Genomic DNA, 17,438 nt, shown 5'->3' on the forward strand with positions numbered 1-17,438 from the left:
GTCTCCGACGTGAAACGGTCACCCGTGAGCTGCATACCATCACCCGAGTCCCCCGCGAACCGGATGATCACCCGCTCCAGACGACGCACCTCCTTACCACCCACCCCGACCGCCCCGTCCGCGTGGGTTCGCGAGCTCCTCCCCTTATGCGGCCGTTCCGGTGACCTCGTCGGCTTGACCGGGCTACCGGGCTCCCTGGTCACTCCCCCAGCCTCCTTTGTGAGCGGCACAGCCGGCCGCTCGGCGTCACACATGGCGAATCCGCGTCATTCGGCTACGTACGTGCGACTCCGCCAGCGAAAGACACGGAGCTCGAGCCCGCCTTGGACCGTGGTTTCATCAGTGGGGTGGAAGTGTTCATAGCGATTGCCGCGGAAAACTTTGACCGCGGATTCAAGGTCCTCCGTGTAACGGATCCGTTCGTGGTGGTCGAGACCACTGTTCGGCCCACCAAGAAGAACGATGTTCGGTACGTTGTCAGACATCGCCGTACACTCCTCCGATTATTCGCCGCGAGAGCGAAGCTACGACCGCGAAGCGTCCGATAGCATCGGAACACGCATCCTGGCGCCGCAGGAACCCCTGTTACACGGGCCCTACGAAGAGGGGAACATTCAGGGGATGTCAGGGGTGTCTCGAGTCGGACGAGGCGTCGGGGTGTACGAGCACTCATCGACTTCGGCACCGGGCGGCCCCTGTCAGGGCGTACGCCTTGTCACTGACATCGGTCCCGTCGGTTCGACCTCAATGTGAGGGTCCATATCGACGGCACGATCTCCGGGGACGGTTGTCCCGGGTTGAGCAAATCCGGAACGGCGCGGACGCCGAGCCGGCCCCCGCCGTGGCCGGCCGGGTCCGTCAGTGTTGCTGGGACCTGTTGGAGAACCGGACGCGGTTGAAGCTGCTCGCGGGCCGGCGAGACGGCGGCTCCTGGTCGTGAGCGGTGAACAGCTCATCGGTGAACACCCCGAGCGCAGAGGCGATGCGCCACGCGGTCTCCGGACGGAGCCCACGGCGCCCATGCGCCACCAGGGAGATGAAGGCCTGCGTGACGTGCGCTTGCTGGGCCAGTGTTCTCTGGGAGAGACCCTTCAGCCGTACCAACTCGTCGAAGCGTTCCTTATCTCGCAGATGCATGGCGTCCCCTAGTCAGGGCTCACGCTTCTACAGTCCGTGAGCCGTCGGTTCAGAGCAACACAGTTATCGCCGTCTCCGCAATAACTCTCCGCGACCCTCGCGTGTCAGTTATGGACGGGCTTCCGCCCGGAGCCGCCCTGCGCGCAGCACGGTGGGAACATGGCGGCTTCGGGTGCTCCGGAGCGAGTTATCACCCGCCCGGTGACCCTTCGAATGAGGCTGTTATGACGCACGGGCTCACCGTGGTCTCCTGACCCGGAACGCTCCCCGGTGTGCGGTTCCGGGCGCCGGCCGACACCCGGACCGGGCATCCACGGCTCTTTGTCACGGAAGGCTTTCCGATCCTCCACGCGTAGGGAAAGGGCGGCGACGTGCGATGAACAGCCACGAACAGCCACGATCGTGCGCACGATTCCCGGGCCCTGGTCGGTATGCCCGAGAGAGCGTCTGCTCCACGATCAGCCCAGGTCGTCACCGCAACGGTCCAGGTGCGGGCCAGGCCGGGTCTCCGGCGGGCTCATCGGTGCCCCTCGGTGCTCGGACGGTGACCGGGCCTGCACCGGATCAGGGCGGCGGACGGATCCAGACGCGCGCCGGACCGCCTCAGAGGGCGGGGGCAGGGTGGTGTTCGTATAGCTCGCGGCGTCTTCACCGGGCCTTTCCGAAGCACTCGGACAGACGTATGCGCTCGGCAGCCCCAGGGGTAAAGAGTCAGTAACCACGCTTCTGCATAACCGCGTTGACGACACCAGGGGCTTCTGCGGTGGCGCCTCGGGCACGGCCCGGAGCTCTCCCGCCTACCCAACGCCTGTTTATATTCCAGCAGTTACTGCTTCGACGGCGCCTCGCCGACCCAAGAGGAACGGGACGGCATAGCGCATGAACCTTCGCCGGGTCCCTATTACGCCGCACACGGCAAGGGCGGTACCGGGCCGGGACGGGGCCCCGCCAAAGTCTCTTCTCAAAGATCGCCCGATCGTGTGAACTGGACATTCCGAAGAACCTCAACGCGAGTGACCAATGGGTTTTCTGAGGAGTTATCAGCTATATGGGAAATCGCCCGGGAAGAGAACATATCCAGCCATGCCGGATCGTTTCCTTCGGCAGTTCTCACAGGCACTCCGACTACCCGCGAAGGGACACTTAAGCCATCCATGGGGCACTTTGCGCCATTATCGCCGATCAATGATTCGCGATCACCACTCCAACATTCACGAGCCCGCGCTGACGACGACGCCGGCCTGTCGCAGAACCAGGCATCAAGGGGCCGACCCCTCTGCTTACGGAGGCAGCTGACGCTTTAGCTGCCACGCGTCCGACCACTCCGCTCCGAGGGCGAACCCGCTCCCAGGTACGGGGAGGAAGAAGCGTTCGATCAGGTAGCGCCGAGCCGCGTGCGGAACCTCCGCGGGACGGGCCGGCCCGGAACAGCGGACGGGCTCCCCTGCCCCGTGAGCACGCCCTCACCCGCGAACTCTTTCCCTCTTCCCAGCGCGTCTTCACCCCTCCGGCAAATACCCCTAGGAGGATAAACCCCACCGAGTTCGACCATTCCCCTTGTATCCAAGAGGGGCTGACCCCAGAGTGACCGGAATAATGGTTCCGCGATAGCGGAGCATGGGCATCAGGGCCTCGAGATCACATGGATTTCACACCCTGACCTTGACCGCACCCGAGCTTCTCAAAGCCACTCCAATTCGCGTGCATGCACAAACAGCTCAGGCAATGAGGGAACAGCCATGTCCACCAACCAGGAATCCCCGGTCCACCCGTGGCAATCCGGCGGCAGCCTTCCGGATCCCACCGCCCCCGCCTACCCGGTCCATCCCAGCATCCCGGTACATCAGCAGTTCACCACGACCGTACTGCCGCACCCTTATGCCATCCCGCGAGCCCGGCACGCCGCGATCAGCACCCTCAGCCAGTGGGCAGGGGGCCACGTCGACCAGGTGTTCCGTGCAGAGCTGGTCATCGGCGAACTTCTGGCGAACTCCATCCGGCATGCGCTACCGCAGGAAATCAGGCTGACCCTGACCGAGGGGGACGGCGCATTGGTGATCGAGGTGGAGGACGGCGGTGGGCCCACGTGCCCTTCGACACCGGTGAGGGTGCCCGAGGACTGCGAGTCCGGGCGCGGCCTGGGCATCGTCTCGGCTCTGGCACACTCCTGGTCCTGGCACCCTGCGGCGAACGGACGGCGAGTCACCTGGGTGTACGTACCCCCCACACCCTGCTGATCCACGCCGGGCGCCTTCGCAGGACCCGCCGGTGGCAGAGCAACCTCTCGCAACCCCCGGGCACACGCCACCCTGCAGAAGAAATACCAGGGCGACCGGCCGCCCATGACCGGCCGATCGCCCTGGCGCCTCGGCGGGCCGCACGTCAGGATCGCGCGACCCGAGCGTCGGATCCCCCCAGCGCCACCTGCAGTCGCGCGGGCAACTGCTGGCGACGGGAAATACCCAACTTTCGGAATACTTTCGTCAAATGCTGCTCGACTGTGCTCACCGTGACACAAAGTTTGATGGATATTTCCCGGTTGGTGTTTCCATGAGCGGCCAGGACGGCTACCCGCATTTCCGATTCGCTGAGCCCCGTCCGGGTCCTCCCCGCATGCTCCTCTCTTTCCCCGCCGGGAATGATCTCCTCGCAAAGAGGTTTGGCCCCGCATTCCTTGGCCATCCGCCACGCGCGGCGCGTCAGAATGCTGGCCCGCGCCAGCTCGCCCATGCCCTGATGGGCTGCACCGAGGTCGGCCAGCGCCCTGGCCAATTCGAGGCGGTCGCCACAGGTCTGGAGCGCGTCGACAGCTTCCGTGAGCAGCCGGGGCCGCTCGGCGGACTCCACCAGCCTCGCGCACAACCTCAGCGAAACGCCCAGGACGTGCGCACTCCTGCCCCGGCTTCTCGACAGCTGCTCCTTGATCAGCTGGCCGGCCCGGGCTCGGTACCCGAGCCGTAGAAACGCCTGGGCGGCGTCGGTGCGCCAGGGCAGGATCTCCGGGCAGTCGAGCCCCCACCGCGTGGCGATGCGCCCGGCATTGATGAAATCGCTGACAGCGGCAAGGGCACGGTTGGTGGCCAAGTAGAAGTGGCCGCGCGCCCGCAGGTATCCGAGTCCGTAAGTACTGCGGTACAGCGTTTCGGGTACCGGGCGGTTGACCCTCTGCGTCGCTTCGTCATATCGGCCCATAACAGTGAAAACCATGATGAGGGTTGCAAGCGGGCTGCCCATGAATACGCTGTCGCCCCCCGGCGGCACGCATGTCATTGCCTGGTCAGCCTGCTCCTCGGCATCCTTCAGGAGCCCCAGTGACAGGGAGATCTCCGCCTGCACGGCGGCGAATTCCGCCTGCCACCCGGGAGCTCCCCTGCGAGTGGCTTCACTGAGCAACTTGTTGCACCAGTGCACTGCGCTGTCGGTCTTCCCGGCGCGGGCAAGCGTCCGAACAGCGTTGGTGACCAGAGGCAGGGTCGTGTCGCCGAGGGGGAAATGCCGCAGGACATGCGCAGCGGACTCCGCGGCGGACGCGCTGGAACCGTCACCGGGCATGGACCACGCAGACGCGGCAGCGGCCAGCCCCGGGACCTCACCCGACGCGGCCTGCACGGCCTCACCCGATTCCTGCGCTGTCGGACGACCGAAGGCATGAGCGAAAGGGACCGGGTACTCAGCCGAAGCCCACAGCCCGGAGAGGTGACAGTGGACATCGGTCGGACGCCCGGCAGAATCCCGTCGCCCGGGCAGACGATCAAGAGCCTCACCGGCTTCGTCCAGGCAGCCCCGAGCGATCAGGAGACCGGCCAACGAGGCAGTCTGCGTCGCACCGAGGTTCCCGGCGTGCAGGTCGGCCACGAGCTCGGTGAGGCGCTGTGCCGCAGCCGAATGGTTGATACGCCAGGTGGTCAGGGCGAGCCTGATTCTGATGTCGGCCCGCTGCTGTTCGTCAGCACACATGCCAAGAGACAGCTCCAGGCAGGCATTCGCCAGCGTCACCTCGTCATCAGCCAGTGCCTCTTCGGCAGCGTGACGCAGAATCGGTACCGCCCATCGGTCCGCCGCGTGCCCCGTCGCAAGAAGGTGCCGAGCGATTTCCAGCGCCGGAGCTCCCCTGTCGTACAGAAGCTTCGCCGTGCGTTGGTGCAGGCGGGAAAGGTGTCCCGGAGGCAGGGCGTCGAGTGCCGCCGCCGCGATCAGCGGGTGACGCAGACGTCCCGTTTCCGTCAGTCCGGCCATATCCAGGGCGCGAAGCCCCCAGGCCACGGATGCAGCACTCCGGTGAAGGACCTTCGTCAGGGTTTCAGAGCTACCGGACGGTCCGAGCACAGCAAGCGCGCCGGCGATTTCCCGCGGAATCGGTCCCATGCTCGACACACAGGCGAGCGCGGCCCGGTAGAAGTACCCCCCGACAGCCACCTGTGAAGAATCCCCCGAAGGGTCCGCGGACTCGCCCGGCATCGTTGCCTCGGCGGGGGCCGGGTAGGGAATGCCCCGTCGGTGCTCTTCGAGCAAGGACCGCAACAGCAAGGGATTGCCGCCGGTGGCTCCCAGAACGTAGGCCAGGATGTGGCTCTCCGCTTGCTGCTCGGACCGGGTGCTGAGAAGCCTGCTCACCCCGTCCCGCGAGAGCGGGCTCAGCACAACGCGATGAAATGCGGGCAGCCGCAGAAAATCTGCGTCCGGCACCGGATCGGTCGATTGGTGAGAGGGGTCCACCGTGCAGATCAACAGGATGCGAGCGCGCCGGGAAGTACGAACCGTGTAAAGCAGACACTCCAGCGACACGCTGTCCGCATGCTGCATGTCGTCGATCGCGATCACCAAGGGGGCCGCCGAGGCCATGCCTCGGAACACCGCGCACAGCTGCTGCATCGTCACTGTCCAGCCCGGTTCGCCCGATGTCGGCGACCCCACGGCTCGACCCACCGATGGGGTTTCGGCCTCGCCGCCGTTGAGGAGGATCCTCGCAAGATCCACCTGACGATCGTGAGGGATCTCTTGATTGTTCAGCAACTGGCGCAGGACATTCAGCGGGACGTGCCTCTCCGCACCCACCCCGCCGGCGCTCAGCACCAAGGCCCCCGACGCCGCCAGGTCACGGGCAACCTCCGCAAGGAAGGTACTTTTCCCGCAGCCGGCTCCGCCTTCGGCAAACACTACGCCTGCCACGCTCGACTTGCTTGCGCTGAAAGCCGCCCGCACTTGGTCGAGTTGCTCACTTCGATCGACCAGTCCCACGCTCTCGAGCCCAGGACAGGAGTCGACGACAACGCCTCCCTGCAGCTCGTGCTCTGACAACTCAACATTCCGCATTTGGCACCTGATCTCAGGGACGATCGGCTCTGCCCTGGACAGCCGATCCTGAACAACCGCTCTCCTGTGACCGCAGCACAGGCTCAGCGTCGCAAATGCCGCCCGGTGTCACAACCGGCGGCCGGAGCCACCGCCCTGCCGTTCGTCATGGTCGCGCTGCTCCTCGCTGTACCACCTGTCGAGAACCTTGCTCAGCTCACTGAGCATTTCCCTGATGGCGACTACCGAATCAGCGGTGCTGACTGCCGCCATCTGGTGATCCGGCGAAGACGCGACCTCCGGCAAAGCGTTGTCCGATGTACTACTGACCATGGCTGCTCCCCTCAATCCTTCGGGCCGCGTTGACGCGGTACGAGACCGGAGAAAGACGCCACTTGCCGCGTCCGCTCCCCCTCGGGGGCTGCAGGGCGGCCCCCGTCCACCGCTCCCGGTGCGGAATCACGGAAGAGTTCCTGAGTGGGAACACCGAGTACCGAGGCCACGAGCCGGGCCGTCTCCGGTCCGACACCACACCGCCCAACTGCCATCAAGGCAATGATCGGGGCCGGAACTCTGACTCGCCGGGCGAGCACACGGTGTGACATGCCTTTCAATCTCAACAGATGATTGAAACGCATCGGGTCTTGAAGATACATTTCGAGCCCATCCTCGACGGCGGTACCGAAGCACATCCCGTGCGTATTTCGTTCCACAGGTCTATCCGGTTATCGCTCCCGGAAGCAACCGCAGACCGCAATCGCTGCCCTCCGGTTATCACTCGACCGTCAAACATGGCATTTCAGCGCCCCGCATTGGCGCCCTCGAATAATCTGGTGGTTATCGGCTTCCATTCCCCCATCGAGGGGTACGGACGACGACATCACGCAGGGAGAAGTAATCGGCTGCCCTGACAGTGTGGTGAGGAGCATCCAGCAATGGCAGGCGAAGAAGAGCCGCTCGGGAAAGGAAACAGCCGGAGCACGAGCCTTACCGTCCTGATGGAACACAACCTCTTGTCCTGCCTTACGCCAGCGGACCGGCCGCCCGCGCGGTGGGGTGCACGGGCGGCCGGGGGCGCGGACGGGCAAGAGGGGTGCTGTGCCCGCCCGCGCGGGGGGAGACGGTCTCGTGAACGTCCTCGTTCGCTCACAGCTATATGGCTGTGCGGCTTCAGCCATATAGCAACGACCGCTCCTGGCATGTGAAGCTGCTGGAGCAAGGAGGCCGGCATCCAACGATACGGAGGGCGAAGGCGCAGCCGGACAACTCATGACAACGGCAGGCCAACTATTAACCCTCGTTCTCCATCATATGTTCGGCGCAATGACCCGTTGCCATTGCCGATGACGAAGTTCATGCTCCGTAAACTAGCCGAGGGCGGCATGCTGCATAACCCCTAATTCCAGCATGCGTGCCCTCGGCAACGGGTCTGGGGTGATCTGGGGTTCAACGCGGGCCGCGACGGGTCTTCGCTTCGCTTGCCCATGCTGAAAGCGCGGCACGGTCGACGAAGCGGCCCACGTTGCGGTCCAATCCATCAGCCGAACTGTACTGGTGAAAAGTCCAGGGATGTTCAATAGCGGGGTGTCCGGCAGGGTGGTCGGGGTCAGCGATCCACAGACCGTCGCCCGCCCGGCTGGTGGTGTCGCGGTGCAGCCAGTAGTCACGATTGCAGTAAAGGACCACCCTATGGCCGGGTGCCGCAGAGCGAGCTTCGGCAATCCACCGGTCCTTGTCCTTGCACGAGACGCCGGGATCCTCCCAGTCGAGGGCCAGCATGTGGCCTGCCCGCGGTTGGGCCTCACCTAGGAAGTAGTCCACTTGCGCGGCCATTGAGCCCGGGGTGACGTAGTGATAGAAACCAACGACCAGCCCTTTCCGCTCCGCCCGGTCACGTTGCGCCATCCATTTCGGGTTCGTGTATGAGGTGCCCTCGCTGACTTTCACGAAGACGAAGTCACTCCCGCCGATGGGGTAGTTCTTGCGCTGGTGGCTGCTGACGTCGATTCCGTGAATCATGTGAATCTCCTGTGACCCATACTGCTTAAAATCTAGCCACCTTGGAGTTCGCCATCCACCCCTACTTCCCCTGCTGTTAAGAAGCGCCCGACGGGTATCTCGCCCGTCGGGCTTCGCGTGGGCCGGATACGGGGCCACGTAACCCAAACCGGTCAGTCCCGTAAGCCCGGTCACTCCGGTACGACTTTTGTCATGGGAGAAGCGGGACGCCCAGCTCTGCCCGCGAGATCCGCCGGCCGGAAGGATCAAGAACGTCGGAGAAACGAAACAGCACACCAGGAGAGCGGCACACATGATCGACATCACCAAGCGGCAGGCCGAGGGCACCCCCACTGCCGACCTGTCGGACGTGAAGCCGCTGCCCGCGTGGTTCTTCGCCTTCGAAGGCACCCTCGGTGCGGCCTTCGACCTGTGCAAGGCGTGGGAGGGCGCATGGATGGTCCTCGTCGCCCTCGCCGCTGTGAACATCGTGACCGGGCTGACGGTGCTGCGCCGCCGCACCAAGGTGGTGAAGGCGATGCTTAAGAACTCCCGGACTCGCAAGATCGTGTTCGCCCTGGTGGCCCTGCGGCTGGGCGCCCACGGCCTGTTCGCCCTCATCGGCACCCCGGTCACGTCCACGGGCGGGCACCTCGCGCTCGGGCTCGTCATGGCCTCAGCGACCGTGACGCTGCTGTGGTACGACCAGCGTGTCACCTTCCGCGCCCTGGGCCTGACCGGCCGAGCGGTCTGACATCACATGGCATGCGCCATCGTCCTCAGCGCTCCGCAGTGAGCTGAACCGGCCCCGCTGCGCGAACCGCCGTCGTAAGAGGGTGTTGGAAATTCCCCTGATCGAGTGGGCGACGGTGCTGGATGCTGCTGGTTGTGGCGTCTGGAGAGGCCGTTCCGCGGTACTGTCGCGAGTGCTCTGATCCGCTGTCGTTGGGGATACCGAAGACGGCGTCGTTCTGCTCGTCGAAGTGCAGGTCACGGCGATGGCGGAGGCTGCGGCGGGCCCGCGATCGGGTCGTGGCGATGAAGCTGGGCCAGACGGCTGCGTGTCCGGTGTGCGGGCGGTGCTGGACGGTGGGTGTGGAGCGGAGTCGCTCGGCGGTCTACTGTTCGCCGCGGTGCCGGGTGCGGGCCATCCGCGCGCGGCAGGCGTCGCGGAAGGGCGTTACCGAAACGCCGTAGGCGAATGCCCCACCGGTCCCTTCCATCCCGCCCGTTTTGCACGGGCGGGTCCGCGACCGCGTCCCGGCCGTCCGCAAGATCGAGCACACCATCGAATACCTCGATCTGGTCGGGTCGTGTCACCAGTTCGTGGCCACCCTCGGCCGGCTGGTTCCCCGGCTGCGGGGCCAGGAGTTCAGCGACGACGAGCGCGAGCATGTGCGCCGGGGAGTGACTAGGGTCCGCACCGCGGCCGACTGGCTGGAGGCGGCGATGGACCGGGGGAACTTCACCTCGACGAGCAACTCGTCCAGCTCCTCAAAGGTGAGTGACCGTGGCAGGCAAAGCCCGGCCGGTCGCCGAGCACTACGGCGGCCTGGTCCGGCCGGCGTTGAAGGAAGCCCGCCCCACAGGACTGCACACCCGCCAGTTCGTCGCCGCAACGAGGCTGATCCCGTCGAAGGTCGCCCGCGGCGTCGAGCACCTGCGCGACGTCGGGGCCGCTGAGCACCTAACTCCGATCATCTGGCGCCGCCGGGACGGCTACATGTTCTCCGATGAGCCCGCGGACTGGATCGAGTACGAGAAGAAGCAGTTCCGGATCATCCTGGGCCGGCTGACTCGGGTGATCACGGAGACGCTCGACCCCCACCTGGCCCGCCACCCCGAAGACGAATGGGCCCGCCTGGCCGTCGCACAACTCATCGGCGTCCGCGCGACCCTGAACCAGCTCGCCAAAGCCTAGTGCTGTGACCAGGAAGGTTCGCCGGGTGGGGGCGGCCAAGCGGTTGGATTGGCCGGGCCGGCTGGGCACTGGGCATGGGAAGATCGCGCCGTGACTCTCACCCTGCATGACATTGACGGCGAACACTCGCTGACGCTCGCTGCCGGTGACCTGGCCGCCGATGCTGCAGTAGTTGCCGCCGGACACGAGCCGAATGGGTACTTCTGGGAGGGCCTTGTGCAGTTCGCCTGGCCGGATCTCGCTGAGCACCTCGATTACGACAGCGAGGGTGGCATGTTCTGTGCGCTCGGGAGCCTGAGTGACCTCACGCAGCTCAAGGCTGCCCTTGAGCCTGTGATCTCGAATTCCAGCGCAGTTCGCGAGATCGTTGCCCGTGCCGAGACGGCAGGCTTCGAGTTCGACGACTAATGCTGTGACCAGCAGGTCTTCCGGGTTCAGGCCGCAAGCTGGAGAGTTCTGCCGCCCCAGCGGATGTGTTTCTCGCTGCGGATCCGTGCGCGCTCTCGTCGTTGGGCGGCGAGGACGTCGGGGTGGCGGGCGTTCTGGTTGCGCCAGCGCAGGTAGGCGTGCAGGGCCCGAGTCTGGACGGTGTGGTTGGGGTGGTTCGAATTGGCGAGGGTGAACTGCCGCAGGGGGCCGAAGTGGGCCTCGATCGGGTTGGCCCAGGACGCGTAGGTCGGGGTGAAGCAGAGCACGACCTTGTTCCGGGCGGCCCAGCGGCGGATCCGCCAGTTCAGGCGCGCGGACAGGCTGTCGAGGATCACGTAGATCGGGGCGCCGTCCGGGCGGGCCGCGCGGATCGACCGTAGGGCAGCCCACGTGTGGTCGATGCCCTTGCGCCGGCGGACCACGCCCCACAGCTGATCGTCGCCGACCGAGTAGCAACCGTGGAAGTAGGTGATGCCGTGGGTGCGGCGGTAGGTCGCCGGCAGCCGTTCCGGGCTCCCCTTCGGAGCCCAGCACGATCCCGCGGTCGGGCGGATGCCGAGCGGCCCGAACTCGTCCAGGGCGAACGTCCGGTCCGGCCGCTCGGTGAGGGCGAACTCGATGCGGTCCAGCTTGGTGTCGAAGTCCGGGTCCGGGGACTCCTTCCAGGTTTTCGTGCGCTGGAAGGAGATCCCGCGGCGGATCAGGAGGCAGCGCAGGGCCTCCCGGCCGATCCTCACCGTGCGGGCAATGTTGCGCTGCAGGTAGTCGGCGAGCTTGCGGATCGACCAGCGGGTGAAGGGCTTGCCCAGTGCGGTGGGCCGGGTGGTGGCCGTCTCGACGACGAAGTTCTCGTCCTCAATGCTCAGCAGGCGGGGACGGCCTCCCGCCCACCGAGGGTCCAGACAGGCCAGGCCCATCTCGTTGAACCGGTGGATCACATCCCGGACGGTGTCTTCGTCGGCCTGGACCAGTTGTGCAATCGCCGGGACCGGGCTGCCGCCCGACGAGGCCAGCAGCATCATCGCCCGCCGGAACCGCACCGAACTGGTGCTTCCCCGCCGAACGATCCGCTGCAGCTTCTGCCCCTCCTGCTCGGTCAGCCGGCGGACCCTCACCGGTGCCATACACGCCCCCTGCCACACGCCGTCCTGACATCCAGCACAACGAGCGGCCCGGCAAAGGTTACCGGTCACAGCACTAGTGTGATGCGCCCGAAATCCTGAGGGTTAGTTCTGCTTGGTTGTCTGGTGGGCTGCTCTCACTTTGGTGAGGTAGTCGGCGAGGGAGTGGAGGATCTCGTCGGCGGTCTTGGTCCATCGGAAGGGCCTGGGGTTCTGGTTCCAGGTGTCGATCCACGCTCTGATGTCGTCCTCGAGGGCTTTGACGGAGGTGTGGACGCCGCGGCGGATGAGTTTGTCGGTGAGCAGGCCGAACCATCGCTCGACCTGGTTAAGCCAGGAGGACCCGGTCGGGGTGAAATGCACGTGGAAGCGGGGGTGCCTGCCCAGCCAGTTCCTGATCTCGGCCGTGTTGTGGGTCGCGTAGTTGTCACACACCAGGTGCACGTCGAGTCCGGCGGGCACGGCCTTGTCTATCGTGACCAGGAACTTCTTGAACTCGACGGCCCGGTGACGGCGGTGCAGTTCTCCGATGACGGTGCCGTCGGTGATGTTGAAGGCGGCGAACAGGCTGGTGATCCCGTGCCGCAGGTAGTCGTGGGTCCGCCGTTCGGGCATGCCCGGCATTATCGGCAGCACCGGCTGGGACCGGTCCAGAGCCTGGATCTGGCTCTTCTCGTCCACGCACAACACCACCGCCCGCTCGGGCGGGTTGTGGTAGAGCCCGACCACGTCGACCACCTTCTCTACGAACTGCGGGTCGGTGGAGAGCTTGAAGGTGTCCTGCAAATGCGGCTTGAGGCCAAACCGCTTCCAGATGCGCCCGACGGTCGACTTCGATAACCCGGTGTGCTGGGCCATCGAGGCCCGCGACCAGTGCGTGTCCTTGCCCGGAGAAGACTCCAGGGTCGCCACGATCACCTCCTCGACCTGGTCGAGGAGGACCGAAGGCGGCCGGCCCGGCCGGGGCTCGTCATGCAGGCCGTCCAGGCGCCGGGCGACGAACCGGGCCCGCCACCGCTCCACGGTCGATTCATCTACCCCCAGATCCGCCGCAGCCTGCTTGTGCGTCCCGCCCTCCGCACACCGCAGCACGATCTTCGCGCGAAGGGCCAGGAACTGCGACGTCTTCGCCCGCCGGGCCCACCGCGTCAGCTGGGCCCGCTCGGCCTCACTCAGAACCAGGTCCGCTTTCGGCCGCCCCCCACGGCCGGCATCCTCAAGCCCTGCCATCCGTTCCGCGGCGAAGCTCCGGCGCCACTTGTACACCGTCCTGACGGCAACGCCCAAAGCCCGCGCAACAGCCATGTTCGTCATGCCATCAGCACACGCCAGGACGATCCGGGCCCGCTCGGCCACACGTCGGTCCGGCAACCCCGCCCGGCGCACCAACTCGGCACGCTCAGCCTCGGACAGCACGATCTCCACAGCGGACGGCCCCGGATGCGACATGGCCAACACGGTAGCAACTAACCCTCAGGATTTCGGGCGCATCACACTAGCCGGCCGGCATGCCCGCACGCTCACGCCGCCGTCGCTACCCCTCCGACACCACCGTCGCCGAGTGGGCTCTGCTCGAGCCCCTGCTGCCGGCGGAGGCATGCCAGAAGAAGACCGGCAGCCGACCCGAGAAGTGGCACCGCCGCGACATCGTCGACGCCATCCGGTATCTGGTCGACAACGGGGCGAAATGGCGTGCTTTGCCTGCGGACTTCCCGCCGTGGTCGACGGTCTACTACGCCTTCCGCAGGTGGGTCCGCGCCGGCGTGGTGGCGTCCATCCGACCAGCTGCGCCGCCGGATCCGCACCGGCGGCGCCGCAACGTCCGCGACTACGAGCGCCTGTCCGAGCATGCGGAAGCACACCTGACCTGGGCGCTATCACCCTCATGACCCTGCACCGACTTCTGGGACAGGCAAAACCCAACCCGGTAACGCAGGCCCTCAGCCCTCCTGCCCGTCCTCGCCGCCTCACCAGACCGATCCCGCCGCCAGCACAGGACCCCTCCGGGAGCGTGCCCTGAAGACGGCATGGTTCTGGCCGCGCCCGCCCAGGCCGCGCCACCCTTCACGAAGAGGCCGATCCGTGGGCGGGCTTTTCGAACAGACTGTTACCGGAAGCGGTTGATGTGCTCGCAGGTGCGACGGTTGGGGATTCCTCGCTGCTCTGTGTAGTTGTAGGTGTCGTTGCCCGGACCGCACTGGGTCGATGCGGTCACGCCGCCTCGGACAGTGATGGTGTCGTCGCCGCCTTTGGTGTCGAGCGGGCCACTGACGAAGGCACGTCCCTTGGCCCTGCTACTGCGGCTTTTACCCCCTTCCAGTGTGATGTCATCGCCGCCTGGCGTGCCCATCAGCTCCCCGATGAAAAACCCGACGCCTCCCCACCCTTCACCACTTCCTCGGCCGCTGTCCCCGCCGGTGATGTCGATGGAGACGCCCTCGGGTGCTGTTCCGCCTTCCATGACACCCCTCCAAACCGCCACCCCTCCGTCGCCGCTGTCGCGCCCCCCAGGGGCGGCATCACCCCCGGTACCACCGTCGATGGTCAGGGAACTGTGCTGGTCCGCGCCGACGATGACCCGGCCGGCATCCAGGCCCCGACCTCCCGTGGCTCCGTCGCCGGGCTTGCCATTGGAGGCGGCGCCACCGATGCCTCCGGCCCCGCCGCGGAGGGTGATCAGGTTGATCCCCCGGCCGCCGTCGACGACCCCGGCTTCCACACTGTCACCACCCAGTCCGCCGTAGCCGCCCTTGCCGAAGCGGGCGAAGGAGGTGCCTCCCTTGCCTCCGTTACCTCCGATGAGCGTGATGATGTCGTTGCCCGCGCCACCGAGCACCGTCCCACCGCTGCCGACAGCGTTCTCCCCGTCCCCTCCGTTGTCGGCGTCCGCTCTTCTGCCGCTGGTGTTGCTGCCGGGGGCGCCGTTGCGGCCGTGGACGGTGATGGTGTCGTTGCCGTCACCGCCGTCGATGGTGCCGTGGACGGTACCGGTGACCTCGATGGTGTCGTCGCCGCTGGTACCGGTGACGGTCTGCCCCTTGGGCACACCGTTGGTGCAGGTGATGTGGGTCCCGTCGCGGGTGCAGCCGGCCGGATCGGCCGCGTGCGCGCTGGCCGGTACGAAAGCCAGGTGTGCCGCGGCCAGCGACACCGCGACGGTGAGATGGGCCCGGCCGGCCCGCTGACGCCGCACCGGAAGATGATCGGTCACTGCACTCCTTCGCCACACGCAAGCAAGGTGGTCACACCGCACGGCCGGGACGGACCAGACACCGCCACCACTGACCGCCGACCGTGACATAGGACTCGGTGCCAGCAATAACGACCAGACCGATAAACAGGTAACCGCATATACCTGAAAAGAGGGGCCATCCCTCACTGCGGCTTCACCACCACCCGAACAGGTCCGGAGTTTCCCCGACTCCACGTAGTCAGGCCCGAGGGTGAGGGTGGGTTGGCTACCGAACCCGCGACGCCTCAACCGGGCGCGGGCGGCGGGCAAATTTTCGCCCGGTGTGATGACCATTTTTCGTTGGACGGTGTCACTCCGAAGGGGCCCTCCGGTCACCAAGACCGCGTCGGCGGTTGCGGCATCGGACCGTATTCACCCGTCAGATACAACCGGGGCGCGCTTGAGATGACGTGCAACCAGCACCTGAAGACGGCGGCCGACGCTGGGTACCGACCCTCACGCCACCAGCCCGGCGCGACGAGGTCAGCTCCCGCCGTTCAGCGAGTCGGGCCTGCCGGTACGAACAGAGATCACCCTGGGCATTCCAACACGCTCTAAGCTTGTTCTCTTTCTTCTGGCATCGAACGGTGTCCCGAACGAGGTCACTCACCTGGGCATTCGCCGGACATGAGGGCGGCCTTCGTCTGATCCTGTGCTCCGTCACGAGGAGAACCAGTCGAAGGCCGTTGTCATGAGTGTGGTGTGCCCGGATGTTCGGCGGGAAGCGTTCGCGGAAGCATCACGCTTCCGAGCAGAGTTCTACGAGTGTCTGGCCGCCCGGCGTGACGAAATGTTCGAACTGGCCGACGCGCTGTTGTGCGTCGACGGGTCGGTCACCTCGCCGGTGGACCTGACGATGGTGCCAGAGCACCGGCGTGGGCACGGCGCGTTGTACGGAGCTCTCAACCGGGGCCGGACCGACGTCGAGAGGCTGCGGACCCTGCTCGCCGGGCTGCCGTTGCCCCGGTTCGAGGGCGGACGCCTGGTGCTGGCGGTCGACGTGTCGCCGTGGCTGCGCTCGGACGCGCCGTGCTCGGCAGACCGGCTGTTCTGCCACGTCTACGGCCGAGCGAAGTCCGCCTCCCAGTTCATCCCGGGTTGGCCGTACTCCTTCGTCGCCGTCCTCGAACCGGGAGCCACCTCGTGGACGTCGATCCTGGACGTGGTCCGGCTCGGACCCGAAGACGATGCGACCGTCGTCACCGCCAACCAATTCCGCGCCGTGGCTGAGCGGCTCATCTCGGCCGGCCAGTGGGCGCCCGGCGACCCGGACATCACGATCGTCCTGGACGCCGGTTACGACGTCACCCGCCTGGCCTGGGTCCTGCGGGATCTTCCTGTCGAGCTGGTCGGGCGGATCCGCAGTGACCGGGTGATGCGGCTGCCGAAGCCCTCGCTCAAGGAGTACACCCTGGCCTATCCCCAGGGCGGGCGACCGCCGAAACACGGCAAGGACTTCCGCTTCGCCAAACCCGAGACCTGGCCCGAGGCGGCGATCACCACCGTCACCGACACCACCAACTACGGCAAGGCCGAAGCCCAAGCGTGGGACCGGGTCCACCCGAGGTTGACCCACCGCTCGGCCTGGCTGGAGCACGACGGTGAACTCACCGTCGCCGAGGGCACCTTGGTCAGGCTGAAGGTCGAGCATCTCTCCAAGGAACGGGAGGCACCGCCGGTCTGGCTGTGGTCCTCCAAGACCGGCGCCGCCCCGGAAGACGTGGATCTGTGGTGGCAGGTGTTCCTCAGGAGATTCGATCTTGAGCACACCTTCAGGTTCGGAAAGCAGATTCTCGGCTGGACCACCCCGAAGGTCCGTACTCCCGAGGCCGCGGATCGGTGGACATGGCTCGTGGTCGTCGCCCATATCCAGCTCCGGCTCGCCCGGCCCCTCGCCGAGGACCTGCGCCGACCCTGGGAGAAACCGGTCACCTCCGACCGGCTCACCCCGGCCCGCGTCCGCCGGGGGTTCAGGAACATCCGAGCCCACCTCGCCTGCCTGGCCCGCGTTCCCAAACCCCGAGGAGCTGGCCCCGGACGGCCATCCGGCGCCAAGAACAAGCACCGGGCACCCCGCTACGACGTCGGCAAAACCGTCAAACGCCCCGAGATTCTTAAGGACATCGGCAAGCCCGGAAGATCTTGGTAGACAAAGAACAAGCTAAGCCCTTGCCTGTCACCCCGCATAGAACGCGCTTTCCTACAGCGCACAAACCCGTGACACCGAATCCCCCCACGGCGTTCGCCCACCGCCCCGTACGGGCTAATGACCCACGAGACGGCGTCGTGGCCTCAGGTGCGCAGGGAT

The 17,438-nt window shown here is 66.3% G+C and carries 15 protein-coding genes; 7 read left to right on the plus strand and 8 right to left on the minus strand.

Annotation, left to right across the window (positions count from 1 at the left end; all coding sequences use genetic code 11):
- Positions 1-266: 266 nt before the first annotated feature.
- Together ABZ951_RS16250 and ABZ951_RS16255 are read right to left on the minus strand one after the other, a co-directional pair.
- Positions 267-485, minus strand: a complete 219-nt coding sequence (locus ABZ951_RS16250; RefSeq protein ID WP_344090900.1) for a DUF5988 family protein — start codon at positions 483-485, stop codon at positions 267-269.
- A gap of 373 nt (positions 486-858) precedes the next feature.
- Positions 859-1,137, minus strand: coding sequence for a helix-turn-helix transcriptional regulator (locus ABZ951_RS16255; protein WP_344090898.1), 279 nt, complete (start codon positions 1,135-1,137; stop codon positions 859-861).
- A 1,739-nt stretch (positions 1,138-2,876) separates the two neighbouring features.
- On the opposite strand from ABZ951_RS16255, the gene ABZ951_RS16260 reads away from it, so the two are divergent.
- Positions 2,877-3,374 (plus strand): ATP-binding protein, encoded by a 498-nt coding sequence (locus tag ABZ951_RS16260; protein ID WP_344090895.1) that lies wholly within the window; start codon positions 2,877-2,879, stop codon positions 3,372-3,374.
- Between the two features lie 145 nt (positions 3,375-3,519).
- On the opposite strand, the gene ABZ951_RS16265 is transcribed toward ABZ951_RS16260, so the two are convergent.
- The 3 genes from ABZ951_RS16265 to ABZ951_RS16275 form a co-directional block, all read right to left on the minus strand.
- Complete coding sequence (locus ABZ951_RS16265) at positions 3,520-6,375, minus strand: AAA family ATPase (protein WP_344090893.1); 2,856 nt, start codon at positions 6,373-6,375, stop codon at positions 3,520-3,522.
- A gap of 183 nt (positions 6,376-6,558) precedes the next feature.
- Positions 6,559-6,762: a hypothetical protein gene (locus ABZ951_RS16270; RefSeq protein WP_344090890.1), complete on the minus strand. Its 204-nt coding sequence runs from the start codon at positions 6,760-6,762 to the stop codon at positions 6,559-6,561.
- Between the two features lie 1,113 nt (positions 6,763-7,875).
- Entirely contained in the window at positions 7,876-8,448 is a 573-nt protein-coding gene (locus ABZ951_RS16275) for a glycoside hydrolase family 25 protein (protein WP_344090887.1), read from the minus strand.
- Between the two features lie 292 nt (positions 8,449-8,740).
- On the opposite strand from ABZ951_RS16275, the gene ABZ951_RS16280 reads away from it, so the two are divergent.
- The 4 genes from ABZ951_RS16280 (at position 8,741) to ABZ951_RS16295 (ending at position 10,756) form a co-directional block, all read left to right on the plus strand.
- On the plus strand, positions 8,741-9,181 hold the full coding sequence (locus tag ABZ951_RS16280; protein WP_344090884.1) for a hypothetical protein: 441 nt from the start codon (positions 8,741-8,743) through the stop codon (positions 9,179-9,181).
- 479 nt (positions 9,182-9,660) lie between these two features.
- Positions 9,661-10,110 carry a DUF6192 family protein gene (locus ABZ951_RS16285; protein ID WP_344090882.1) on the plus strand — a complete coding sequence of 150 codons (450 nt, stop codon included), beginning with the start codon at positions 9,661-9,663 and terminating at the stop codon, positions 10,108-10,110.
- Positions 9,995-10,348 carry a hypothetical protein gene (locus ABZ951_RS16290; protein ID WP_344090880.1) on the plus strand — a complete coding sequence of 118 codons (354 nt, stop codon included), beginning with the start codon at positions 9,995-9,997 and terminating at the stop codon, positions 10,346-10,348. Before ABZ951_RS16285 ends, ABZ951_RS16290 begins: the two co-directional genes overlap by 116 nt.
- Before the next feature lie 90 nt (positions 10,349-10,438).
- Positions 10,439-10,756, plus strand: a complete 318-nt coding sequence (locus ABZ951_RS16295; protein WP_344090878.1) for an Imm51 family immunity protein — start codon at positions 10,439-10,441, stop codon at positions 10,754-10,756.
- A 26-nt stretch (positions 10,757-10,782) separates the two neighbouring features.
- Here the strand turns inward: ABZ951_RS16295 and ABZ951_RS16300 are convergent, their stop codons facing one another.
- Together ABZ951_RS16300 and ABZ951_RS16305 are read right to left on the minus strand one after the other, a co-directional pair.
- The gene (locus ABZ951_RS16300; protein WP_344090875.1) at positions 10,783-11,901 is read right to left on the minus strand and encodes an IS630 family transposase; all 1,119 of its coding nucleotides are present in this window, start codon (positions 11,899-11,901) and stop codon (positions 10,783-10,785) included.
- A gap of 102 nt (positions 11,902-12,003) precedes the next feature.
- On the minus strand, positions 12,004-13,323 hold the full coding sequence (locus tag ABZ951_RS16305; RefSeq protein ID WP_344090872.1) for an IS630 family transposase: 1,320 nt from the start codon (positions 13,321-13,323) through the stop codon (positions 12,004-12,006).
- Positions 13,324-13,406: 83 nt separating this feature from the next.
- On the opposite strand from ABZ951_RS16305, the gene ABZ951_RS16310 reads away from it, so the two are divergent.
- A complete protein-coding gene (locus ABZ951_RS16310; RefSeq protein WP_344090870.1) occupies positions 13,407-13,787 on the plus strand; it encodes a transposase in 381 nt (126 codons plus the stop codon).
- A gap of 218 nt (positions 13,788-14,005) precedes the next feature.
- Here ABZ951_RS16310 and ABZ951_RS16315 read toward each other — a convergent pair whose 3' ends face one another.
- A complete protein-coding gene (locus ABZ951_RS16315; RefSeq protein ID WP_361280071.1) occupies positions 14,006-15,049 on the minus strand; it encodes a hypothetical protein in 1,044 nt (347 codons plus the stop codon).
- A gap of 772 nt (positions 15,050-15,821) precedes the next feature.
- Here ABZ951_RS16315 and ABZ951_RS16320 point away from each other — a divergent pair.
- Positions 15,822-17,279 (plus strand): NF041680 family putative transposase, encoded by a 1,458-nt coding sequence (locus ABZ951_RS16320; protein ID WP_344090866.1) that lies wholly within the window; start codon positions 15,822-15,824, stop codon positions 17,277-17,279.
- The last annotated feature ends 159 nt before the right edge of the window (positions 17,280-17,438 follow it).

This window comes from Streptomyces sp. NPDC046215, assembly GCF_040646215.1.
In the GTDB taxonomy this organism is placed as follows: Bacteria; Actinomycetota; Actinomycetes; order Streptomycetales; family Streptomycetaceae; genus Streptomyces; species Streptomyces stramineus.